The organism is Drouetiella sp. (assembly GCF_059504425.1).
Genome location: NZ_JCACIN010000025.1, coordinates 87,860 through 111,427, shown reverse-complemented (window position 1 = coordinate 111,427; position 23,568 = coordinate 87,860). Strand labels below are relative to the sequence as shown.

At 51.1% G+C, this 23,568-nt stretch carries 21 protein-coding genes and 2 tRNA genes; 9 read left to right on the top strand and 14 right to left on the bottom strand.

Annotation, left to right across the window (positions count from 1 at the left end; genetic code table 11):
* Positions 1-200: 200 nt before the first annotated feature.
* Positions 201-1,430, bottom strand: a complete 1,230-nt coding sequence (locus tag AC5JMP_RS06065) for a methionine gamma-lyase family protein (RefSeq protein ID WP_495850544.1) — start codon at positions 1,428-1,430, stop codon at positions 201-203.
* 223 nt (positions 1,431-1,653) lie between these two features.
* Here AC5JMP_RS06065 and AC5JMP_RS06060 point away from each other — a divergent pair, with 223 nt between their 5' ends.
* Together AC5JMP_RS06060 and rbp are read left to right on the top strand one after the other, a co-directional pair.
* Positions 1,654-2,469: an acyl-CoA desaturase gene (locus tag AC5JMP_RS06060; RefSeq protein ID WP_495850543.1), complete on the top strand. Its 816-nt coding sequence runs from the start codon at positions 1,654-1,656 to the stop codon at positions 2,467-2,469.
* A gap of 232 nt (positions 2,470-2,701) precedes the next feature.
* Positions 2,702-3,010 (top strand): RNA-binding regulator, encoded by a 309-nt coding sequence (gene rbp / locus AC5JMP_RS06055; RefSeq protein WP_495850542.1) that lies wholly within the window; start codon positions 2,702-2,704, stop codon positions 3,008-3,010.
* A 176-nt stretch (positions 3,011-3,186) separates the two neighbouring features.
* Here the strand turns inward: rbp and AC5JMP_RS06050 are convergent, their stop codons facing one another.
* Positions 3,187-3,390: a hypothetical protein gene (locus AC5JMP_RS06050; RefSeq protein ID WP_495850541.1), complete on the bottom strand. Its 204-nt coding sequence runs from the start codon at positions 3,388-3,390 to the stop codon at positions 3,187-3,189.
* A gap of 13 nt (positions 3,391-3,403) precedes the next feature.
* Here AC5JMP_RS06050 and rpsU point away from each other — a divergent pair, with 13 nt between their 5' ends.
* Positions 3,404-3,592 carry a 30S ribosomal protein S21 gene (gene rpsU / locus AC5JMP_RS06045; protein WP_495850540.1) on the top strand — a complete coding sequence of 63 codons (189 nt, stop codon included), beginning with the start codon at positions 3,404-3,406 and terminating at the stop codon, positions 3,590-3,592.
* Positions 3,593-3,679: 87 nt separating this feature from the next.
* Positions 3,680-3,985: a pentapeptide repeat-containing protein gene (locus AC5JMP_RS06040; protein ID WP_495850539.1), complete on the top strand. Its 306-nt coding sequence runs from the start codon at positions 3,680-3,682 to the stop codon at positions 3,983-3,985.
* 25 nt (positions 3,986-4,010) lie between these two features.
* Here AC5JMP_RS06040 and AC5JMP_RS06035 read toward each other — a convergent pair whose 3' ends face one another.
* From AC5JMP_RS06035 to psbZ, 5 genes are all read right to left on the bottom strand, one after another.
* Positions 4,011-5,267: a glutamate-5-semialdehyde dehydrogenase gene (locus AC5JMP_RS06035; RefSeq protein ID WP_495850538.1), complete on the bottom strand. Its 1,257-nt coding sequence runs from the start codon at positions 5,265-5,267 to the stop codon at positions 4,011-4,013.
* Positions 5,268-5,284: 17 nt separating this feature from the next.
* Positions 5,285-5,692, bottom strand: coding sequence for a hypothetical protein (locus AC5JMP_RS06030; RefSeq protein ID WP_495850537.1), 408 nt, complete (start codon positions 5,690-5,692; stop codon positions 5,285-5,287).
* A gap of 395 nt (positions 5,693-6,087) precedes the next feature.
* Positions 6,088-6,159 (bottom strand) — tRNA-Gly (locus AC5JMP_RS06025).
* Positions 6,160-6,245: 86 nt separating this feature from the next.
* Entirely contained in the window at positions 6,246-6,851 is a 606-nt protein-coding gene (gene ribH / locus AC5JMP_RS06020) for a 6,7-dimethyl-8-ribityllumazine synthase (RefSeq protein ID WP_495850536.1), read from the bottom strand.
* Positions 6,852-6,998: 147 nt separating this feature from the next.
* Complete coding sequence (psbZ, locus tag AC5JMP_RS06015) at positions 6,999-7,187, bottom strand: photosystem II reaction center protein PsbZ (RefSeq protein WP_495850535.1); 189 nt, start codon at positions 7,185-7,187, stop codon at positions 6,999-7,001.
* A 205-nt stretch (positions 7,188-7,392) separates the two neighbouring features.
* On the opposite strand from psbZ, the gene AC5JMP_RS06010 reads away from it, so the two are divergent.
* Positions 7,393-9,189, top strand: a complete 1,797-nt coding sequence (locus AC5JMP_RS06010; RefSeq protein WP_495850534.1) for a CBS domain-containing protein — start codon at positions 7,393-7,395, stop codon at positions 9,187-9,189.
* Between the two features lie 322 nt (positions 9,190-9,511).
* The gene (locus tag AC5JMP_RS06005) at positions 9,512-10,690 is read left to right on the top strand and encodes a citrate synthase (RefSeq protein ID WP_495850533.1); all 1,179 of its coding nucleotides are present in this window, start codon (positions 9,512-9,514) and stop codon (positions 10,688-10,690) included.
* A gap of 177 nt (positions 10,691-10,867) precedes the next feature.
* On the opposite strand, the gene AC5JMP_RS06000 is transcribed toward AC5JMP_RS06005, so the two are convergent.
* The 7 genes from AC5JMP_RS06000 to hisD form a co-directional block, all read right to left on the bottom strand.
* Positions 10,868-11,341 (bottom strand): hypothetical protein, encoded by a 474-nt coding sequence (locus tag AC5JMP_RS06000; RefSeq protein WP_495850532.1) that lies wholly within the window; start codon positions 11,339-11,341, stop codon positions 10,868-10,870.
* 244 nt (positions 11,342-11,585) lie between these two features.
* Positions 11,586-12,869 (bottom strand): glycosyltransferase family protein, encoded by a 1,284-nt coding sequence (locus AC5JMP_RS05995; protein WP_495850531.1) that lies wholly within the window; start codon positions 12,867-12,869, stop codon positions 11,586-11,588.
* Positions 12,870-12,885: 16 nt separating this feature from the next.
* Positions 12,886-12,970 (bottom strand) — tRNA-Ser (locus AC5JMP_RS05990).
* A gap of 154 nt (positions 12,971-13,124) precedes the next feature.
* Entirely contained in the window at positions 13,125-15,455 is a 2,331-nt protein-coding gene (locus AC5JMP_RS05985; protein WP_495850530.1) for a ComEC/Rec2 family competence protein, read from the bottom strand.
* Positions 15,456-15,472: 17 nt separating this feature from the next.
* Complete coding sequence (locus AC5JMP_RS05980; RefSeq protein WP_495850529.1) at positions 15,473-15,973, bottom strand: DUF4079 domain-containing protein; 501 nt, start codon at positions 15,971-15,973, stop codon at positions 15,473-15,475.
* An 87-nt stretch (positions 15,974-16,060) separates the two neighbouring features.
* Positions 16,061-16,972 carry a glycine--tRNA ligase subunit alpha gene (glyQ, locus tag AC5JMP_RS05975; protein ID WP_495850528.1) on the bottom strand — a complete coding sequence of 304 codons (912 nt, stop codon included), beginning with the start codon at positions 16,970-16,972 and terminating at the stop codon, positions 16,061-16,063.
* A gap of 32 nt (positions 16,973-17,004) precedes the next feature.
* Positions 17,005-18,318 carry a histidinol dehydrogenase gene (gene hisD, locus AC5JMP_RS05970; protein ID WP_495850527.1) on the bottom strand — a complete coding sequence of 438 codons (1,314 nt, stop codon included), beginning with the start codon at positions 18,316-18,318 and terminating at the stop codon, positions 17,005-17,007.
* A 293-nt stretch (positions 18,319-18,611) separates the two neighbouring features.
* Here hisD and rpsT point away from each other — a divergent pair, with 293 nt between their 5' ends.
* The 3 genes from rpsT to rpoB all read left to right on the top strand — a co-directional run bounded on the left by rpsT (position 18,612) and on the right by rpoB (position 23,536).
* On the top strand, positions 18,612-18,950 hold the full coding sequence (gene rpsT, locus AC5JMP_RS05965; protein ID WP_495850526.1) for a 30S ribosomal protein S20: 339 nt from the start codon (positions 18,612-18,614) through the stop codon (positions 18,948-18,950).
* Between the two features lie 146 nt (positions 18,951-19,096).
* The gene (locus tag AC5JMP_RS05960; protein ID WP_495850754.1) at positions 19,097-19,915 is read left to right on the top strand and encodes a TatD family hydrolase; all 819 of its coding nucleotides are present in this window, start codon (positions 19,097-19,099) and stop codon (positions 19,913-19,915) included.
* A gap of 318 nt (positions 19,916-20,233) precedes the next feature.
* Entirely contained in the window at positions 20,234-23,536 is a 3,303-nt protein-coding gene (rpoB, locus tag AC5JMP_RS05955) for a DNA-directed RNA polymerase subunit beta (protein WP_495850525.1), read from the top strand.
* Positions 23,537-23,568: the final 32 nt, after the last annotated feature.

Here is a 23,568-nt window from a genome sequence, read left to right as displayed (position 1 = left end):
TTCGAGTAGCCCCCCTATCTGCCCACCCATGCGACGCGATCTCTCCCGCCCATCCACAATCTCATGCGGAGGGGGCGTGGAGGACGGGCGCGTCCTCCACCGGGGGTTTGGGGGAGACCCCCAAGGCTGTTAGCTGTTCCCCAAACTCCATATGTTCATTTTTTGAAAAGCTACACCCTTTTCAAAAAATAAAAGATATCCTAAGCCTCACCCACAGCATCGATCGCCGCCTCTAACGCGATCGCCACATGCGTCCAATGCGTCCCGCCTTGGCAAAACACAGTATACGGCTCCCGCAACGGCCCATCTGCTGAAAACTCCGAAGTGCTGCCATCAATAAACGTCCCCCCCGCCATTACCAGCTCACTCTCATATCCCGGCATAGCAGCAGGTACCGGACTGAGATAAGAGCCGATCGGCGAATTCTGCTGAATCGCCTTGCAAAAGGCAATAATCTTCTCTGGAGAGCCTAGCCTGATCGCCTGGATCACATCCCGTCGCGGCGCTTCTGGCAGCGGATTCACCGGATAACCCAGCTGTTGAAACACATGTGCCGTCAGGTGATTGCCCTTCATCGCCTCCCCCACCATCTGCGGCGCTAGAAACAATCCCTGAAACAGCAGACGGTTCTGGTCAAACGTAGCACCGCCCTCGCTACCAATCCCTGGAGCCGTTAGCCGACAAGCCGCCATTTCCACTAGGTCAGCTCTTCCGGCAATGTATCCCCCTGCCGCGACAATTGTTCCCCCCGGATTCTTGATCAGCGATCCGGCAATCAGGTCAGCCCCCACCGCCGTCGGTTCCTGATCCTCCACAAATTCGCCGTAACAGTTATCCACAAAGCAAACCGTCTCAGGATTTTGCTGTTTGACTGAGTAAACAATTTTTTCAATCTCTTGAATTGACAGGCTAGGTCGCCAAGAGTAGCCGCAGGAGCGCTGAATATGCACCAGCTTTGTCTCAGGACGCACCGCCTCAGACAACCCGTGCCAGTCGATCGCTCCCTCTTCTGTCAGATCTAGCTGACGATAGCGGATGTTAAAGTCCTTCAGGGAACCTTGGTTCTCTCCTCGGAGTCCAATTACTTCTTCCAACGTGTCATAGGGTGCGCCTGTGACGGCTAGCATCTCATCCCCCGGACGCAGCACGCCGTAAAGCGCAGAAGCGATCGCATGAGTTCCTGAGACAAACTGAATCCGGACGATCGCCGCTTCTGCCCCCACTATTTCTGCAAAGACGCGATCGAGCACCTGCCGCCCCAGATCATCATGCCCATAGCCACTCACCCCAGCGAAATGCTGAACTCCTACTTGGTGATGACGGTAAGCTGCCAAAACTCTGCGAAGATTTTTCTTGACCTGCGCGTCAATACCAGAAAAAATTTGAAATAGTGCCTGTTCGGCTTGCTGAAGCTGTTCGCTGCTCATCAAATTACCAACCGTTTGAAGATGCCAACTGTCTAGGATTCGTTATCTAAGTGTCACTTTGATCTTGGAGAATAAATGCAAATCCTGGAAAATGATTGCGTTGCCGATCGCATGCCCATCAGGCTGCCTCTGTCAGGCTACATCTGTATTTCAAGTCGTGTTCATAACACTCGCGGAGTTCATTGTCGCGCAGATCTGGCTACATCGTTCACATTGAGATGACTTCATGACTATTGCAAACTCGACCAAACTTACGCATGACTGGGCTGTTGTCGTGTTCATGATAGCCCTTCATATTTTGGCGCTGGGCGCTTTCCTCCCGGCTTTCTTTAGCTGGCAGGGGGTTGCCCTTGCCCTGTTTTTGCACTGGGTTACGGGTGGCTTGGGCGTGACGCTGGGCTGGCATCGGCTAGTTACCCATCGCAGCTTTCAAACTCCCAAATGGCTAGAGTATTTTTTAGTATTCTGTGGCACCTTATCTATGCAAGGTGGCCCCATCTGGTGGGTAGGGCTGCACCGTCACCATCACCTGTTTTCTGACCAAGATGTCGATCATCACGATTCCACGAAAGGCTTCTGGTGGAGCCATATGGGATGGATGATGTACGAAGTTCCAGTTGAGTATGAGATTCCTCGTCTTACAAAAGACATTGCAAACGATCGCTTTTATCAATTTCTTGATAACAACTTTGTGGCAATTCAGGCGGTATTCGGCGTTGTGCTCTATTTGATTGGCGGCTGGTCTTTCCTGTTTTGGGGCGGATTCGTGCGGCTGGTGATGGTCTATCACACCACCTGGCTTGTCAACAGCGCCACCCATAAGTTTGGATACCGCACCTTTGACTCTAGCGATCGCTCTACCAACTGCTGGTGGGTTGCCCTGCTGGCCTACGGCGAAGGCTGGCACAATAACCATCACAGCTACCAATACTCGGCACGGCATGGTCTCAAATGGTGGGAGATTGATGCCACTTGGATGATGATTCAGACCCTTAAATTTCTGGGGCTTGCCAAGAAAGTGAAGCTAATTGAAGAAGCTTAGAACAAGCATAAATTGACCAAGCAGGTTTGTCCCTGTCATAATAGAGGCTCACACTCTGGTGTGGGCTTATTTTTTATACTTTTCTTAACGCTTCCTCGCCTCACTCATCTACCAACACTGCCGTGACTATGCTAACCTCTGTAATAGGATTATTTTCGGCTGTGTAATTCGTTTTATGCGCATTTCTCCGAATCTAACTCTCTACACTCTCTGATTCTGGAGATCATTTTTCATGTCAATCTACGTCGGTAATTTATCCTTTGAGGCAACTCAAGAGGATATCACCCAAATTTTCGCAGAGTACGGCACGGTCAAGCGGGTGCAACTCCCCACCGATCGTGAAACAGGTCGCTTACGCGGCTTTGCTTTTGTGGAAATGGGTGCAGAAGCAGAAGAAACTGCTGCCATTGAAGCTCTGGATGGAGCTGAATGGATGGGTCGCGACCTGAAGGTCAACAAGGCAAAACCCCGTGAGGACAGAGGTTCTTTCGGCGGCGGCGGCGGCTGGAGCAACAAAGGCGGATCTTCTCGTCGTTACTAAGTCTCTGAGGCTTAGTCTGTAAACTCTACCGTTTTAGTGAGGGGCGGACTTCCAGTCTGCCCTTTTTTATTCCCCCTTTTTAAGTAATTCTTGGGGTAGGGGCTTAGCTCAGTAGGGGCTTGGCATTGCTAACCCCTTACAGCAGATCGGTTGTACAGATTATTTAATCCACGATCCTAAGCGCTATTCTTGGCGATGTTTTTATAGCTATCGCCAGTTTGCTTAGAGCGTTTATGGTGGGGCGCTTCGCGCCCCACCATAAACGTCCCTTCCCTAACCGCCAAGGCGGTTGCCATACAGTAGCAGTCTGCCAGAGCGTGGCTAGGACGAAGTTTTGTGAGACTTTCTGGAAACAGGAGGTCTTCTCCCTGATCACTCATGAGGCAAGATGGAATGACCCAAGTAATTCTTGGTGAAGACGAAGGAATAGAGTCAGCGCTACGCCGATTTAAGCGGAAAGTTTCCCAGGCGGGAGTCTTTCCAGACATGAAAAAGTATCGTCACTTTGAAACCCCGATCGAAAAGCGGCGGCGCAAGGCAGTTGCTCGACACAAACAGCGAAGGAAGAGCTTCCGCAACTAGCTTGCAGCAGCCGATACTTCAAGCTGAATCCGCTTCACTGAATCCGCTTCGCAGCCTGGGTTCTATACTCCTCTCAACGTTATTCTAATGAAAATTCCAGAACTTTTAAGCCGATACTCAGCAGGGCAGAGAGACTTTAGAAACCTAAACTTGATGGCGGCAAATTTGAGAAATATCAATCTTAGCGGGGCGAATTTTAGCGGGGCGAATTTCACAAAGGCTAATTTAAGTCGAACCAATCTGAGTCGTGCCAATCTGACAGATGCTGTTCTGACAGGGGCTAACTTGGCTGAGACCAACCTGGTTCAAGCTAATTTAACCAACGTCACTCTGACGGATGTTGACTTAGAGCAAGCTGACATTCGGGGAGCCATCATTCGTCAGGTCAGTTAAATCAGGTCAGTTAGGCTAAAAGCGCTCAACTCACGCCGTTGCCTTGAACAATGTGTCTTAAGGTCGTGAGGGTTTCAACACTAATTAGCCCGCGTCGATGCCCTTTCTGATTAGACATGCCTAGAGCGATCGGGCTACCTCGCTTGGGATTCCGATAGAATCGGGGTGAGGCATTAATGTAGGTCATAGCGCTGCCAATTCCTAATGCGAACTGGCGGCTTTCCTGGTACGATTCTGTTGCCAGACAGTCTGCATGACCACTGCTATGACGATTGATCCAAGCGATCGCATCTTCCAATTGCTCCACAGCCTTAAAGGCAATAGTGCGGTTCAGATAAGCCTGACTCCACTCATAGGGCTTGGCTTCAGCCGTAAAGACTTCCGGAAACTCTGCACAGAGAATATCGTCACCATGCAGAACGTAACCTTTTTCCTGAAGACTACTCCAAAGCATAATCAGCGTTGAAGGGTTATGGTGACGATGAATCAAAACCTTCTCGATCGCATTAACTGCATCAGGCGCACTCTGGTGGCTGTCTAAAATCATCCATCGAGCCATGTCTAAACTTCCAGAGGGCGACCAGTAGAGGTAGCAATTGCCGATTGCAGTCCTGAGTACCGGACAAGTTGCTTGACGTACGACCTGCTGCACCAGGCTCGATCGCCCATAGGGAATGACTAAGTTGACAAACTGATCTTGAACCACCAGCTCTCGAATCTGGTCGCCATGCTCTGGGGGCAAACTCTGAATGCAGTCACCCGGCAGACCTGCATCTTCAATAGCCAGTTTCAGAGTCTCAGCAATGACCTGATTAGAATGGCTTGCCTCGGCGCTCCCCCGCAAAATTAGGCTATTGGCGGTACGAATGCAAAGCCCTGCGGCAATCGCCCCCATGTCGGGAAAGGCTTCGTAGATAAAAGCAACTACCCCCAAAGGCGTCAGTTGACAATAGGTTTGGCACTGATCAACCTGATAGGACGGAATGTTGAGAACCTGCTGAATCGGATCAGAAAGCTCTGCCAGACGCTGAAGGATCTGTCCTGCCGTCTGCAATCGTTCTGGAGTTAACTTCAGCCAATCCAAAACTAGGTCAGGAACTGCCATTTCACGGCTAATTTCCAGATCGAGCGTGTTGGCTTCTAAAATGTCGTTCTGGCGCTCCATCAAAGCTTCTGCCATGATGTGCAAGGCACGACTGCGATCGGTTCCTCGCATGGTTGCCAGTTCTAAGGCTGAGTGATAGCCTCGGTAGGCGATGGTGGTCACAGGTGAAGCGTTCAATTCTGTCCTTACTTTGACTAACGTCTACAGGCTAGCCATAGCATCCAGACTAGCAGCATTGATAGAACCAAAGCTGCTATCACGCGGAAAGTGATGCTATAGCTGAGGGGAGAGTTGAGGGTCGTTAGCAGCAGTAAAAAGATTAGTCCAAAAATGATAAATAGCGTTAGGGGGAAATAGCCTCGACCCAGGTTGGAATGAGCAGCGTTCCATTGATGACCTGTCCAGCGCCAAGCCCGTTTGTAGGGATAGTGCGTCGATAGCTGCTCAATCACATAGCCATTCTCTTGCAGCACGAAAATTTGCTGACAGCGATCGCAGCCGAAAGCCTCTGTCAAGACGATCGGAGTTAGGCGACCCCGACGACGACAGGGACAGGGATATTCACTATTGAGGTCAATTTTCTGGGTTTTCGGATGTTGCACAGGTCGCAGCGACACGGATGAATGGTCTGGAGCAAGGATTTGGAAGCAATCGACTGGAATTGAAGAAGAAAGAGTTATTGAAAAGCAAGCCCCTCGTAGCCTAAATCTCTTTAACTTCTTCCTCGCCCCAATCAACACTATCCTCAATCTAGCTCAAACCTTGGTATCAAGGGCGATCATTAACACTCTCTTTATTGAAAAAAGAATACAAAAGAACAGCTCACGTCCATGCCGCTGTTCTTTCATCCGTCATTCGACCCCTCATGAATTAGGATTTGCAGATTGGGTGAGGTGAGAGCCATACCTCACCCAATCTGCAAGGGATTTATTCTAATAATCTGGGGAAAACCTAAAAAGCCTTCTGAAGGCTCAACTTCAAAAGGCTTTTTAGATTAAGCGGGTGATGGGATTCGAACCCACGACATCAACCTTGGCAAGGTTGCGCTCTACCACTGAGCTACACCCGCAAAATTCAGACTTTTATCATAGTGCCAGAGTTCAACCAATTTGTCAACCTGAGTGAACCGCCTTAGCGTCCAAAACTCTTACCTTACTACTCCACTTGCTCAGGCAAAGCGCTCCTGAGTGCCCCTGGCAAAGTTTGAAGACCTGCCCCCGAAAGCTGAGCTGAGCCTGATATTGAATCGCCATTTGCGCCACCAGAAGAGACGTCTCGGCTGCTGGCTTTCACCTGGTGCATGAGACTCGCCATCTCGATCGCATTCATGGCGTAATTCCAGCCATTGTTGCTCTTAATTCCGGCTCGTTCGAGCGCTTGCTGCATAGTATCTGTGGTCAGGATACCAAAAATGACAGGCACCCCCGTCTGGAAGCTGGCGGCAGCAATTCCCTTAGACACTTCTGCCGCCACATAGTCAAAATGAGGGGTAGATCCTCGAATGATGGCGCCCAAACAGATGATGGCATCATAGCGACCCGACAAAGCTAGCTGCCGTGCTAGAAGCGGCACTTCAAAACTCCCCGGAACCCAGGCATAGTCTACTTGTGTCCCCTGTGGATCGGGATCAATGCCGTGACGCTTCAAGCAGTCCTGACATCCTTCGAGCAGCTTGCCTGTCACCAAGTCGTTGAATCGACCAATGACGATCGCAAACCGTAGATCATCTGTGCGGGTAAACGTGCCCTCAAAAACTGTCATAGAAATACCAATGAGCTAAAAAGATGGCTGATAGAAACTTTCAGACGAAGTGCCTGCTCTCAGATGTGGGGCTACTTTAGCCTAAACTACCTTTCTAGAGATTTGGCTGATTTTCTAGACAATCAACTTAAGGCGTTAAATAGAGCGCTACACCACAAAGTAGTTGAGACCGCCCACCAACAGCACCAAAATTGTCCAAAGCCCTGATCCTAAAAATAGCAGCCGCTTCGATTGCTCCCAGTTTTTAGGTGAAGCATAGGCAACAGGAACAGCAACTACCATGATGAACGATACTGCGACAAGAGCCGCCAAAGCCAGTTGAAATAGAACAGACATTATTTTCCCTCCCAAATACAGCCAACAGCTAACCAGCACAGCGAAGAGGATTAGACGATCGCGCCTTGACCAAGCAATCTGCTCTCTATCTTTCCCTAATTAGTAACCTATCAGAAATTGAGACCCTTGTGACAGGATAAGGCTAGAAGCAGGACAAAGCTAAAAGCCGGGTAAATGCCGGGGAAAAGCCAGAGGAAAAGCCGCCATGGATTCGATGCTTACGCCACCGATCGCCAGAAACCTGATGTCCTCTCCCGTTCGCACCGTTTGCCCGGAAACGACGATCGCCACAGCTCAGCGCCTGCTTTTGCGCTACGGGCATTCTGGACTCTGTGTGGTAGATGCTGAGGATCGGCTAGTGGGGATTATTTCTCGTCGAGACTTGGAGATTGCCCTGCGTCATGGCTTTGGCGATGCCCCTGTCAAAGATCACATGGCGACGGAGCTTAAAACCGTGACGCCAGAGGCAAAGCTGCCTGACATCGAAGCGCTGATGATGACTTACGGCATCGGTCGGTTGCCTGTTTTAGCAAACGATCGCCTGATAGGAATAGTCACTCGCACAGATGTACTGCGGCAGATTCATCGAAGCAGGGCAATACCTGAAGGTATGAGTCATTTGCTGCACGATCGCCTGACTCCAGCACTCTGGAAACTATTGCAGACAATTGCAGATCAGGCAGAGCGGCTGGGCTGGCAGCTCTATCTGGTGGGGGGTGCCGTGCGCGATTTGCTGTTAGCAGACCTGCAGCCTTTACAGCTTCAGGATATTGACCTGGTAGTGGATGGATTTCATCAGGCGATCGACTCAGCAGGAGTAGAGCTAGCTCAAGCTTTACAGCAGATCTATCCTCAGGTGCGTCTGCAAATCCACGGGCAATTTCAAACGGCAGCGCTGCTCTGGCAAGACGATCCGGCGTTGGGTTCTCTAGGAATAGACATTGCTACCGCTCGAACTGAGTTTTATCTTTATCCGGCAGCAAATCCAGAGGTGGAGGCAAGCTCGATCACTCAAGATCTCTATCGGCGCGACTTCACCATCAACGCGTTAGCCGTACGGCTCACGGCTCCAGGTTCGGGAGAACTGCTAGATTTTTTCGGCGGCGGGTTAGATTTGAAGGCAAGACAGATTCGCGTAATTCATGCCAATAGTTTTATTGAAGATCCGACTCGGATTTTTCGAGCCGTGCGATTTGCGGTGCGGCTGAAGTTTCAGCTTGAGCCGCAAACTGAGCGCTACATCCGGTATGCGATCGCTAGCGGTATCTATCAACGTATTCAGGCAGACGCGCAAATCGACAAAGCCCCCGCCCTGCAAACCCGCCTAAGGCAGGAGCTAAAGTACATTTTGCAGACTGTCTATTGGCAGAGGGCAATGCGGTGGCTGTCAGATCTGGGAGCATTAGTCTGCATCCATCCTCAGTTGAGATTCAGTAATACGCTGTGGCAGCAGATGCGACGAGCCGATCGCTGGCTGAAGCGATTTAATCCCCAGAATGCGCTGCACTGGCAGGTGCTTCTAGAAGTTCTGCTGTCTGCTCTCTCGCTACCCGATCGCCTGACCGCTACCCAAACACTCCAGCTGCCAATAGAAAGTGGCGATCGGCTACAGAATCTTCCCCATCTACAAGATCAAATTTTTCCGGCTCTGAGCCAATGCGATCGCCCTAGTCAGGTCGTTAAATTATTGAGAGATTGCGATCGAACTACGCTAATTCTGTTAGGGGCAACGGCTCCGCGATCGGCACGCCGCCCCATCTGGCAATATCTCGCCCAGTGGCAGACTGTTCAGGCTCCGCTCAATGGCAATGATCTCAAAACAATGGGCTACAAACCCGGAAAACAATACAAAGAGATCTTGGAAAGGGTGCTGGCTGCAACGCTGGACGGGGAAGTGGGCGATCGGGATAGCGCTGAAAACTTAGTCAAAACACAGTTTCCACTCCGAAACGATCGATCAACGGGGCAGACTGATCCAAAACTAACAAAACTGCAACCCTAGAATATGCCAATCTAAGAGAGCTATCCACTAACAGCTTGTCCAGAATCTTCTAATACCCAATTGAAAAATAAGCGTTGCTGGTCTCTGGATGGTTTTTTGCTGAAAAGGGGCGTTCTGTGCGCTCCTGTTCAACAAAAAATCATCCCCTTATCAAGCAATACCGAAAAATAAACGCGATCGAGAAAGCTTGAAGAGCGATGCCCATCTACGCTCGTCTGTAACTATCATTCGTTAAATTGGTATAAAAGAGAACCTACTCTGGTCATCAGGAGGTTTTGGACAAAATCTTGAGTACAAATTATTTCGGGCATACGGTGACATTATGACGTTTTGCGAATATAGACCGGGTCTGGAAGGGATTCCTGTGACGCAATCCAGCATTAGCTTTGTGGATGGCAAAAATGGCATCCTAGAGTATCGGGGCATCAATATTGAAGAGCTGGCTAGACTCAGCACTTTCGTAGAAACTGCTTATCTCTTGATCTGGGGAGCGTTGCCTACTGCGGGTGAACTGGAAGAATTTCAGCACGAAATTCAATCTCATCGGCGGCTGAAGTACCGTATCCGCGACATGATGAAGTGCTTTCCAGAGAGTGGGCACCCTATGGATGCTCTACAGGCTTGTGCTGCTGCTCTGGGCTTGTTCTACTCTCGTCGGGCGCTGGATGATCCTGCGTATATTCGAGCGGCAGTCGTGCGGCTACTGGCAAAGATTCCGACAATGGTTGCGGCCTTTCAGCTCATGCGCAAAGGCAATGACCCAGTGCAGCCCCGCGACGATCTCGGCTACGCGGCAAACTTCCTCTATATGCTCAACGAGCGAGAACCTGATCCGCTTGCTGCTCAAATCTTTGATATTTGTCTGACTCTACATGCAGAGCATACAATCAACGCCTCGACGTTTTCCTCTATGGTGACGGCTTCTACTCTGACCGATCCCTATGGCGTAGTGGCTTCGGCAGTTGGGACTCTGGCCGGGCCGCTGCATGGGGGAGCGAATGAAGAAGTGATCATGATGCTAGAAGAGATCGGCACCGTAGAAAATGTTGAGCCGTACCTAGACAACTGCCTGGAGAATAAGTCTAAAATCATGGGCTTTGGGCATCGGGTTTATAAAGTTAAAGATCCTCGCGCCACAATTTTGCAGAGTTTGGCAGAGCAACTCTTTGAAAAATTTGGTAGAGATGAATACTACGATATTGCCGTTACGATGGAACGAGCGGTTGCTGAGCGCCTAGGACACAAGGGCATTTATCCTAACGTAGACTTTTACTCAGGACTGGTCTACCGCAAGCTGGGTATTCCGACCGACCTGTTTACACCCGTGTTTGCGATCGCCCGTACTTCAGGCTGGCTGGCGCATTGGAAAGAGCAGCTCAATGAAAACCGCATCTTCCGCCCTACTCAAATTTATACTGGGAGCCACGCCCAGTCCTATATCCCCATTGAAAAACGGCAGTCGGGACAAGATGAGTCTCTGTTAGAGCTGATGAGAAGCTGATGCCAGGTTCTCTCTGTACTTAGTCTTCTTGTATCAAGCCCTGTATCAAGTCCTGTATCAAGATCTGTAACTCGGCTTTCAGCTAATCTCTGACCCTGTATTCTCAAGAGAGGTTACTCCTCACGCACTTGATGTCAAGCAGTCCAATCAGGGCTGCTTTTTCATAGGCTTTTACAGCTAAACACCAGTTAGGGCAGAATCTAATCTAAGGCTGGCAATTAGACCTATAGCCAATCCCAGCACCGAGATCACGGTCAAAATAATGAACGACTGGAAACGGCTAAACTTTGCATTCTGCAAATCCAATCGCGCCAGAATTTCAGCAGCAATAAGCACAACAAAGTAGCCCGTGACATTTGACCAAATGAAAGCGAGGGTTGCGCCTAAAGAAGCCGCAATAATTAGCGTGAAATACCCCATATCCGATCGCAGCCATCGCCCAATCAGGGACTTCAGCCCATCAAATTGAGTCGTCAAGAGGAGCGCCTCCAGCAACGTAAACGCTAGCACAAGACTCCACGATAAATAGGCCGTGTTGGAAAAGGTGAGCACCTGTGTAAAGGCGTGGGTAAAAAACCAGCTAAAGGTGGCGTAGGCAGCTAAGAGCAGCGCCAAAGAGAGCCAGGGAAACTTTCTCGCAAGTGTAGTCATATCTTTGAAGTGGGTAATGTTTTAACCTGCAAATTTGCACCATAGCTTGGGAAAGAAGGCGATCGCCTCGCGAATTTCACTACATTTTTTTCGATCGTTTCTTCTCATACCAATTTATAGCAACCGCCAAAGCGGTTAGGACGGGGACATTTTTGGTGGGGCGCTTCACGCCCCACCAAAAATGTCCTAAACCAAACTGGCGACAGCTGTAAGACCCGAACAGGGCAGATCATTTAAATTGGTATCAGATTGAAGGCTGAGCATCTGCCATTTCTTTAACCAATTGAGCCAGTTTTTGGGCGGCTCCAGCTTCTCCTCGAACTTGGCGAAGCTTGCGGCTAATCTGCTCTAGCTTCTCAGGATGATCCAGCCAGTCGATCCCCACTTCTGCCACCTGTTGCGGTTGCAAATGACCCCATAGCTCAGGAACGATCGCTTCTCCAGCCCAGATATTGGGCCACGCCAACAGCCGAGGAGTGCGCGAATACCATAAAAAACAGGCGTTGATCAGCTTGGCGAAGACGGTGCCTATCCCTGGCAGATTCGCTAACAATCCTGGCAGTCCGTCCCAGGCGCGCATGGCATCAAGCTGTTGGGTGGGCAACATCACGACCATGGGAACTCCTAAAGATCCCAACTCAGCTGTATTTGCACCCACGGTGGTAAAACATAAGCGACATTGACTCAGGAGGTCATGGGCAGGAGATTCTGTCCACAGATCTACCCGGAGTCCCTCAGATGTCTTCAAATAGGGTTGCTCTGCTTGCACCAGTTCTGCGGCAGGGTTGCCAAACGCACTGGCGATCGTGTTTTGAGCTGGGTCTGCAAATTTTGCTAGCGCGGGCAGGTCTAGCGCGGGTGCCACAGGAATCACAAACCGTGTTTGTGGACAGGCTGCATGAAGATGGTGGGCGATCGCCAGACACAAGGGCACACCCTGAGCTAACTTTGAAGGCTTTGAGCCAACCAGCAGCCCAATCAAATCCTGTCCTTCTCCGAGCTGTAGCTGTTCAGATATTTTGAGCTGTTCTGATTGGAAGGCTGATGCTTCCGCCATCAGATCGCCCACAACAGTCAGCTTGTGCACATACTTGGGTGGAACGCGATCGATTAACTCTGGTTTCATCACACCAAATCGATCGATCCAACTGTGCCAACGCGTCTCCCATTCGCCGTACACAACGGTGCGGTAGCCCAGGCGTTTGCCAATTACCACCGGGAAAAGCTGATCTCCTCCCAGAAAAACCACGACACCGCGATCGCGCCAGTCCCAGCCTTCAGCCGTTTTTCCCCCGATCAGAAACGGGAAGAAATGCTTTGCGCCCTGTACGCGATCGATCTCAGGATAGGTCTGGGCAATGGCTACCTCCCGCCCGCTGGCGTTGGGGCAAGGCGACAAAACGAGAGAAATGCGGATCTGCTGGCGATCGTCTCCCATACATTGCCGAATAGCCTGAACCACAGGTCTAACCCAGGTTGTGAGTTCACCGGGGCCATTCGAGAGAATCAGAATATCAAGCGCTTGCATAGTCAGCCTTGCAGGACGGAGAAGGGGGGATTCGAACCCCCGTTGAGTTGCCCCAAACCTGATTTCGAGTCAAGCGCATTCAACCACTCTGCCACCTCTCCGTTTTCTATTGTATAGCGCTATGCGATTAGATCCAACGAGTTATTTTTTGAGAGCCGCGCGGAGCGCGGCTCTCAAAAAATAACTCGTCCTAACTCAATTACGTAATGCCATACAAGCTATGGGACAAGTTGATAAACAGAGCGCCTTTAGACGCTAGAACGGTTGTCCAGACTCAAGTGTAGCGCTGAAGCCTTGTTGCGGACTCCACTGAACAGAGCCAGATTCAGGCATGATGTAGAGCTTAACCTGATGTTGTTCAAGCCATCGTTGGGTAGGTGATTGATCTGCGGGCGCGACCTTGAGGGCAATCGCCACTCGCGGTTTCACCTGCTCCAAAATTTGGGTATCTAGCTCTTGCCCCGACCACCACAGCACGCTAGCACGGGGCAAACCTCGGATCTTGTAGGGACTGCCCCTCAACATCACCCAGTTCTCAGCACCAATCTGCATTTGCAGAATTGAGGCATCGGGTCTGAGCGGTTTGACGGTTACAGAACCTAGCTGCAAGGTCTGGCGATCGGCAAGCTGGATAAACTTGCCCTGCTGCGCCTCAATCTTTTTTGATAGCTCAACACGATTTTGATTAAAGGCGATCGCTTCATCTGCGCTCTGGTCATGGACTGCACCGTAGAGCATCTTGATGGGTACAGCTTCTAGCATCTGCTGCCAAGTCTCCAGGGTAGCGGCGCGTAGGCTGGGAGCGATCGCCCAATCAATTTGGTTAATGCCCTGCTGGTTTAGAAATGGCTTGACCGTGAAGCGCAGATCTTTTTCGCTGCTGCCGTTGATCATGATCACTTTGCCTTTGTCCTGAATCACCCATACCGGATTGCTAGTGGGCAACACCGTCACTTTTAGCAAGCTCGCGGACGTTGCCCAAGCGGGAACTGCCACCAAACTGATGCCCAACCCCAGCGCCAGCCACCAGTGCCGATGCGATCGCCGCCACATCCACACCAGCAAAACCATGCCATACAGCAGCAAAACCTGTGCAGCATTAATGGTGCCCACTGCGTGCTGACTGCCCGGAAGCTGATTGCCTACCTCCGCTATTTTGATGAACAGCCAGGTGGGAAAGTGCAGTAATCCCGCCAAGAAACTGCCCATCGGAGCGTAAATGAGCGCCGCCAGAGCGCTGACCATGCCGCCAATGCTGATAGTCGCAATTAAAGGACTCACCAGAACATTGATGCCAATGCTGTAGGGCGAAACAATACCAAAGGTAAAGAGTTGCAGGGGCAATGTCCAGAGATAGGCAGCGATCGGCACAGCAAAGAGAGGCGCGATCGCCGTCGGCATCCAGTCCAGCCAGTTTGAGACAATTGGCACAGTAACTAACAGCCCCAAAGTCGCCAAAAAGCTGAGCTGAAACCCCAAATCCCAGATCCACAGAGGATTCCATAGCAGCAAAGCAACCGCCGCAAACAGCAGAGAACCCAAAGGCTTGACCTTACGCTCTGCCACCAGCGCCACCAGAACTACGCCTCCCATCACGCCTGCCCGCAGCACCGAGGGTTCAATTCCCGTCAGTCCAATGTAGGAAAGCAAAACGCCGCCGCCCAAAATTAGCCGGATTCGAGCCGTACACCGCTGCGTCAAAGCTAACATCACGCCAATCAGCATTGATACCTGCGCCCCGGAAGCGGCAAGCGCATGAGCCAGACCCGCCTGACGAAATTCATCCTGCAACTCATACGGCACATCTACTGCCGCTTTGCCCATGACCATCGCGCTGAGCAAGTGTCCTTCCTCAATACCCAAGCTAGATTCTTGTGCCTGAACAATCTGCCGCCGAATTGACCACAGCAAGGGCGGCTGAGGCTGTGATCCTTTGGCTAACAGGATCTCTTGAGCCACCAGCCCAGTAAAAATCCCAGTCTGCCTCAGATATTCTTGAAAATTAAATCCGCCCGGAATTGCAGCAGGCTGGGGCTTATAAAGCGAACCTGAGACAATTACCCGTTGTCCTGGATAAAGCGCCTCACCTTTCTCCTTCGGCAAGGTTACATAAATCGTTCCAGCAGTTGGGCGATCGGATAAGAGCGTCTTACCCTGATTGCTAGAGCTAACGCGCGTGGCTTCTAGCTGCAAGCGGTAGCGATCGCTTCGAGTCAACTGTGGTGAGCTATTCACCACGCCCTCAACCTCAAAAATCTGTCCCAGAATAGGAGTTTGAGCGGTAGCGATCGGCTGACAAACGCCATCATTCGGGCTTTTAATAAGACGACAAATATCGCTGGCGGCAGGTTGCGGTAGCCGCATCTGAAAATGCAGAGCTGCCAGAAATCCCACAAGACCTGCCAAGAGCCACAGACGCGCAGGAGGGCTGTCTCGCCAAAGACGCGGTGCTACAAAAGAAGCGATCGCCCCTAGGATCAAGATGGCGATCGCTCCGGGGGAAATCCCTAGAAATTTTCCTGGAATTCCCGTCAACAGCAAGCCCACAATGTAGGCAAAACAGATCCATGCGCTCGTTGCAGCCATTCAACACCCTGACTTGATTAATGCCCCTGGATTGCAAGCCCCAGTTTCAGCCCCAAAAGGGCATGAAGAGACAGTAGACATAGCGCTGCGCTTCCCACATAGGCATGAGTAGTACGCAGCATGGGATTATTCTTCCCAAAATTAGTTGCCGCGATCGCAGCGTTTCCTGCCAATAGCCCAATTGCAGCAGCACCTGTCCAAAAGTGGGGACTTTCTAGAATCGGCTTCTGGTGCATCACCAATGACAACACGCCACCCACGGCACCCAGGACAATAAACAGAAACATGAGAGGCGCAATTTTACGGTGATCCATGCGGCTCTTAGCGGCTTCCGGCTCCATCAGCGATCGCCCTCGCCAGCCCGTCATGCCGACAAAGCTACCCATGACGAATATGACGATCGCCATCATTAGCGGATGCCCCCAGTGGACAATCAGCTCTGGAAGATTAAAACTCCGAAACCAGGCGGCGATCGGCTCTAGCTGCTGACTTAAGCTTTGCGAAAAATTAGATGACATTGTGTTCTCTCAGCTCCGCATTTCTTAAGAATTGTTAAGAGTATTTTACGCGAACTGGAGAAAAGCAAAGCGTTGTTTTGAGGACGGTCAGGCAGCTTTCTCTGCTTGTGAATTCTTGATGTTCACCCCGTTTTCTTTCAGCAGCGGAAAGCCCAAGTCCTCTCGTTGCTTGGCGTAGAGTTGTGCTACCTGACGCGCCAAATTGCGAATTCTGCCAATATAGCGGGTACGCTCTGTCACCGAGATCACGCCTCTAGCATCCAGCAGGTTAAAGGTGTGTGAGCATTTCAGCACATAGTCCAGCGCAGGTAAAACCAAGCCTTTTTGCACAATTTGCCCTGCCTCTTGCTCGTATAGCCCAAACAGGGTGAACAACATTTCAGGATTGGAAACCTCAAAGTTGTAGGTCGAATGCTCGATCTCGCCCTGAAAATGCACATCGCCATAGGTGACGCGATCGTTCCACTGTATTTCCGTAAAGGCATTCACCTCTTGCAGATACATGGTCAGGCGCTCTAACCCATAGGTGATTTCTATCGAGACAGGACGGCAATCAATGCCACCACACTGTTGAAAGTAGGTAAACTGCGTAATTTCCATGCCGTCTAGCCAAACTTCCCAGCCTACGCCCCAGGCTCCCAAGGTCGGCGACTCCCAGTTATCTTCCACAAAGCGAATATCGTGATCTTCGGGACGAATGCCAAGCGCCCGCAGCGAGTCAAGATAGATTTCCTGAATGTTGTCGGGGGAAGGCTTGATTAGCACCTGATATTGATAGTAAGACTGATAGCGATTGGGATTTTCGCCATAGCGTCCGTCGGTCGGTCGGCGGCATGGCTCCGCGTAGGCAACTGACCAGGGTTCAGGACCGATCGCCCGTAAAAAGGTGTGGGGACTCATCGTACCCGCCCCTTTCTCAGTGTCGTAAGGCTGGACAATGAGGCAGCCGCGATCGCCCCAAAACTGATGCAGCGTCGAAATCACCGACTGAAAATTCACGTTGCCTGTCCCCTTTCGCGTTCTCTTTGTTTCTATTTTCCTTCGTCCAGGTAATCTTGGACGCGCAGCTTCACCGAATCTGCGTGAGAGGGCAGTCCTTCCGCCGTTGCCAGGGTGTCGATCGCCTTTGCCACCTGCCCTAGAGCCGTTGGAGAATACTGAATCAGGCTAGAGTGCTTCATAAAGGTTTCAACGCTGAGGGCAGAAGCATATCGAGCCGATCCGGAAGTCGGTAGCGTGTGGTTTGGTCCAGCCAAATAGTCTCCCACGGCTTCAGGCGTAGAGTTGCCCAGAAAAATTGCCCCAGCATGGCGAATCTTTTCTAGAAGACTCCAGGGATCGGCAACCTCTAATTCCAGATGCTCTGGCGCAAACTCGTTAGATAGCTCGGCCGCAATGTCTAGGGAATCTACGACCACCACCAAGCCGTAATGGGCGATCGCCTTCTCAGTCAGCAGCTTGCGCTCATGATTTAGCAGCCGCTGCTTCACCTCCACCACGACCTGCGCTGCCAAATTGGAGTCGGTGGTCAGCAAAATTGCGGCTGCCATCGGATCATGCTCTGCCTGTGCCAGCATATCTACCGCCACATGAGCCGGGTTGGCCTGTCCATCCGCAATAATTAGCACCTCTGAGGGGCCTGCCAAGGAGTCAATGCCGACGGTACCGTAAACCAGCTTTTTTGCCAGAGTGACGTAGATATTGCCGGGACCCGTGATCACATCTACCTTCGGGATCGTCTCTGTCCCGTAGGCGAGGGCGGCGATCGCCTGTGCTCCGCCAACCCGATAAATTTCCTGTACGCCTGCCTCTTGAGCAGCTACTAACACCGCTGCATTGACCGTTTTATCCGGGCTGGGAGGCGTGGTGATGACAATGTGAGGCACCTTTGCTACTTTGGCAGGAATAGCATTCATAATCACAGTGCTAGGGTAAGCCGCCCGTCCGCCTGGAATATAAAGCCCCGCCCGATCGACCGGAGTGTAGCGTTTGCCCAGAACAACCTCATGCTCTCCAAAATTTACCCAGCTTTTGGGCACCCGCTGGCGATGGAAGGCTTCTACCTGGCGGCAAGCCAGACGAATAGCTTCCAGCAAATCCTTGGAAACCTGATGATAGGCTGCTTCTAGCTCAGTACCAGTGACCCGTAGCTCTTCCGCTTTTAGGGTCAGGTGATCATATTCTTCGGTGTAGTGCAAAACTGCCCGATCGCCTTGACGCTTAACGGCCTGCAAAACTTCCCGAACCGTCGCCTCTTTGTGGACAACCTGATCATCGTGGGTGCGATCGCAAATTCGCCGTAGTTCGATAAGTGCCTCAGCCCGCTGAGTAATAATTCGCAGCATCGCCACATTTGAAACGAGTGTGAGTTAAAAAACGAATGATCCAAAAATCGCCAGCTTGGAAGTTGGCGGCTGGACTAGGCTGAACCAACCGATAGGTCAAACCAATAGGTCAAAATTTACTCAAGCGGCTAGACTTCGACCTAATACTGAACCGTAATCAGATTGCTCCTATAGCTTAACCTGGATTTTTGATGGATTCATGAAGACGGTAAAGGAGTTTCTCTGGCATTTTCTCTAGATTATTCGCTATGATAATAGACTGCTAAAAGTTTTTTTAATCTAAGGGCTAGGCTATGGCAAATATTAAGTCAGCAATTAAGCGCGTCGAAATTGCAGAACGCAACCGTCTGCACAACAAAGCCTATAAATCTGCCGTCAAAACTTTGACCAAGCGATATCTTGCTGCCGTTGAAGCCTATGGAGCAAATCCTTCTCCTGAAACAGAGCAGGAAGTCCAGCAGCGCATGTCGGCTGCCTATAGCAAAATTGACAAGGCAATCAAGCGAGGCGTTATCCATGCTAACAATGGCGCTCGCAAGAAGTCTCGGATGGCAAAACTGCTCAAGACCAAGCAAGCTCCGGTTGAACAAGCTCCAGTCGAGCAAGCCTCGGTTGCTGACGTTGATTCCTGAAGCTTAGATTCACCAGTGTTTTAGCTTGAAGAATGGGCATCAAGAGCAGAGTCAATTATTTTCGGCGCTGTTAGTAAGGAAATGCAAGTAGGCTGTATTCAGTGAATTCTTCGGAAACCCTTGTGACAGTAGCTGCATCGAAGCCAATGTGGGTTGACACTCACGTTCATCTCAATTTTGACGGTCTTCAGGAAAACCTAGATGTCATTGCTCACAATTGGCGTCAGGCTGGCGTTGTGCGCTTGGTGCATTCTTGCGTTGAGCCGTCTGAATTTGCGGCCATTCGGGCGATCGCCGATCGCTTCCCCGAAATCTCTTTTGCGGTGGGTCTCCATCCTTTAGATGCTGACAAGTGGGATGCTGGCTCAGCTCAGCAGATTCTAGGTTTAGCTGAGTCAGATCAGCGCGTAGTGGCGATCGGGGAGATGGGTCTGGACTTTTTCAAGGCTGAGAACCGCGATCATCAGGTCAAGGTTTTTATCGCTCAGCTAGAAATTGCTCAGCGGCTTGATATTCCGGTAATTATTCATTGCCGAGATGCGGCAGCTGAAATGGCTGAAATCATGCGATCGTTCTGGCAATCTCAGGGTGCAGTCAAAGGCGTAATGCACTGCTGGAGCGGAACTCCTGAAGAAACTCAGTGGTTTCTGGATCTGGGGCTATATGTCAGCTTTAGCGGCATTGTCACCTTCAAGAGCGCTGTGCAGGTGCAGGAGTCGGCTCGGATGGTGCCCAGCGATCGCATTTTAGTGGAAACTGATTGTCCTTTTCTCTCGCCTGTTCCTAAGCGGGGTGAGCGACCTAACCAACCTGCCTATGTCTGCTATGTGGCTGAGCAAGTTGCTCAGCTCCGGCAAGTGGCTTTGGAGAGTCTGGCGATCGAAACAACCGCTAACGCCTGTCATCTATTCAAATTGCCTTTGCCCGCAATACAGCCCTCGGTGCAAGTGCCTCAGCTTCTCTAGCCTTAACTCCTCTAGAAAGTAGACACAAAATGCAAAGCTTACGTCATAATAATGATGTGGAGTTGACAGACCTTTTCACTCAGGCTAAGATCTCTTCTGCCGTAACCTGCCTTTGCAAAGAACCGCAGCTATTGAAACTTCTCCTAAACATTTCTCAAGTTACTTTCCCCCCAAATCTTATCTCTCACAAGCCTTACAAGACAACATAACGTATTCAGTCTTCATTTTCATGGGGACTGAAGTTTTGTCGTCAATATATATTTCTTAGTGCTGTATTGCCTGGATTTAGCCCCAGGCGCGATCGACTTGAGGAGCCGCATGAGTAACCTAACCCAATCCGCACCCGTCTTTACCCTACCCGATCTCGTAGAAATTCAGCGAGCAAGCTTTCGCTGGTTCCTGGAAGAGGGTTTGATTGAAGAACTTGACAGCTTTTCGCCTATTACCGACTACACGGGCAAGCTGGAACTTCATTTCTTAGGGAAAGACTATAAGCTCAGACGACCCAAGTATGATGTAGATGAGGCAAAGCGTCGAGATAGCACCTATGCGGTGCAAATGTATGTCCCGACCCGTCTGATCAACAAAGAGACTGGGGAAATTAAGGAGCAAGAGGTTTTTATTGGCGATCTGCCGCTGATGACCGATCGCGGTACCTTCATCATCAACGGTGCTGAGCGCGTAATCGTTAACCAGATCGTCCGTAGCCCAGGTGTCTATTACAAGAAAGAGATTGACAAGAACGGTCGTAGCGCCTTCAACGCCAGCTTGATTCCTAACCGGGGCGCATGGCTGAAGTTTGAAACCGATAAGAACGATCTCGTCTGGGTGCGGATTGACAAGACCCGCAAACTGTCTGCTCAGGTGCTGCTGAAGGCATTGGGGCTGACGGATGGCGAGATTTTTGACGCGCTGCGCCATCCTGAATATTTTCAGAAGACGATTGAAAAAGAAGGTCAGTTCAGCGAAGAAGAGGCGCTGATGGAGCTTTACCGGAAGCTGCGTCCCGGTGAACCGCCCACGGTTTCTGGGGGTCAGCAGCTTTTGGACTCTCGCTTTTTTGACCCCAAACGCTATGATTTGGGTCGCGTCGGGCGCTACAAGCTGAACAAAAAGCTGCGGCTAAACGTTCCTGAAGCGACGCGAGTTCTGACTGCACAAGATATCTTGGCGGCGGTTGACTACCTGATTAACCTAGAATTTGACATCGGCAGCATTGATGACATTGACCACTTGGGGAATCGCCGGGTGCGATCGGTCGGTGAACTGCTGCAAAACCAGGTGCGTGTCGGTCTGAACCGTTTGGAGCGGATTATCCGGGAAAGAATGACGGTTTCGGATGCCGATTCTCTCACCCCTGCTTCATTGGTAAACCCAAAGCCATTGGTTGCTGCGATCAAAGAGTTCTTTGGCTCGTCTCAGTTGTCTCAGTTCATGGATCAGACCAATCCTCTGGCTGAGCTGACTCACAAGCGGCGTCTTAGCGCTCTAGGACCGGGCGGTCTGACGCGGGAGCGGGCAGGCTTTGCGGTGCGAGATATTCACCCCTCTCACTATGGACGAATCTGCCCGATTGAAACGCCAGAAGGACCAAATGCGGGCTTGATTGGTTCGTTGGCAACCCATGCGCGCGTTAACTCCTACGGCTTCATCGAAACGCCGTCTTTTAGAGTTGAAAACGGTCGTGTTGATAAGACACAAGCTCCAATTTACCTGACGGCCGATGAAGAAGACGATATGCGGGTGGCGGCAGGAGATGTCGCTATGGATGAAAATGGCTATCTGCTTGGGGAGCAAGTTCCCGTACGCTATCGCCAGGAGTTCACGACGACTAGCCCCGTAGAGGTGGACTACGTTGCCGTTTCTCCAGTGCAGATCATTTCGGTCGCGACTTCTCTCATTCCCTTCTTGGAGCATGACGACGCGAACCGAGCGCTAATGGGTTCTAACATGCAGCGTCAGGCAGTGCCGCTGCTGCGACCTGAGCGTCCGCTAGTTGGTACAGGGCTGGAGGCGCAGACTGCTCGTGATTCCGGGATGGTGATCGTTAGCCGGACTGCGGGTGAAGTCACCCATGTGGATGCTAATCGCATTCGAGTTCGGAGCGCATCTAACAACCGGGAAATCGAATATACGCTTCAGAAGTACAATCGATCGAACCAGGATACTTGCCTGAATCAGCGTCCAATCGTGTTTCATGGCGATCGCGTAGTTGCGGGTCAAATCCTGGCTGATGGCTCTGCGACTGAAGGAGGCGAGATCGCACTGGGTCAAAACGTCCTAGTCATCTACATGCCTTGGGAAGGCTACAACTATGAGGATGCCATCCTAATTAGCGAACGTCTAGTTTATGACGATGTCTACACCTCAATCCACATCGAAAAATATGAGATTGAAGCTCGTCAGACTAAGCTAGGTCCTGAAGAAATTACTCGCGAAATTCCTAACGTGGGTGAAGACGCTTTGCGTCAGCTTGATGAAACGGGCATTATCCGAATTGGAGCCTGGGTTGAGAGCAGCGATATTTTGGTGGGTAAGGTTACGCCCAAGGGCGAATCGGATCAGCCACCAGAAGAAAAGCTGCTCCGCGCTATCTTTGGTGAAAAAGCTAGGGACGTGCGGGATAACTCTCTGCGGGTACCCAACGGCGAGAAGGGTCGTGTAGTGGATGTGCGGGTGTTTACCCGTGAACAGGGCGACGAACTTCCCCCCGGAGCCAACATGGTGGTGCGCATCTATGTGGCACAAAAGCGCAAGATTCAGGTGGGAGACAAAATGGCGGGTCGCCACGGCAACAAGGGAATTATTTCCCGGATTTTGCCGAAGGAGGATATGCCTTACCTACCCGACGGTACGCCCGTTGACATTGTGCTCAATCCCTTGGGCGTGCCTTCCCGGATGAATGTGGGTCAGGTATTTGAGTGTTTGCTAGGTTGGGCAGGTCATAACCTGGGCGTGCGATTCAAGATCGTGCCATTTGATGAAATGTATGGGGAAGAAGCTTCCCGCCTGACAACTCACGCCAAGATCGACGAAGCGCGGGAGAAAACTGGGCAGGATTGGGTGTTCAACCCGGATAACCCTGGCAAGATTCAGGTGTATGACGGTCGTACAGGTGAGGCGTTCGATCGCCCTGTTACAGTTGGCAAAGCCTACATGCTGAAGCTGGTGCATCTGGTAGATGACAAGATTCACGCTCGTTCTACAGGCCCTTACTCTTTGGTGACTCAGCAGCCGCTAGGAGGCAAAGCTCAGCAAGGCGGTCAGCGCTTTGGAGAAATGGAAGTCTGGGCGCTGGAGGCATTCGGTGCAGCCTACATTCTTCAGGAACTGCTGACGGTGAAGTCAGACGATATGCAGGGTCGAAATGAGGCTTTGAACGCGATCGTGAAGGGCAAGGCGATTCCTCGACCAGGCACACCTGAATCTTTCAAGGTGTTGATGCGAGAGCTTCAGTCACTCTGTTTAGATATTGCGGCACACAAGCTGCAAACTCAGGAAGACGGCACCAGTCGCGATATTGAGGTTGATCTGATGGCAGATGTGGGCAATCGCCGCACGCCTTCTCGTCCAACCTATGAATCTATCTCTCGCGATGAGATGGAAGAAGTTGAGGACTAAACGCTAGAGTTCAGGCTGACGATCGGCTAAAA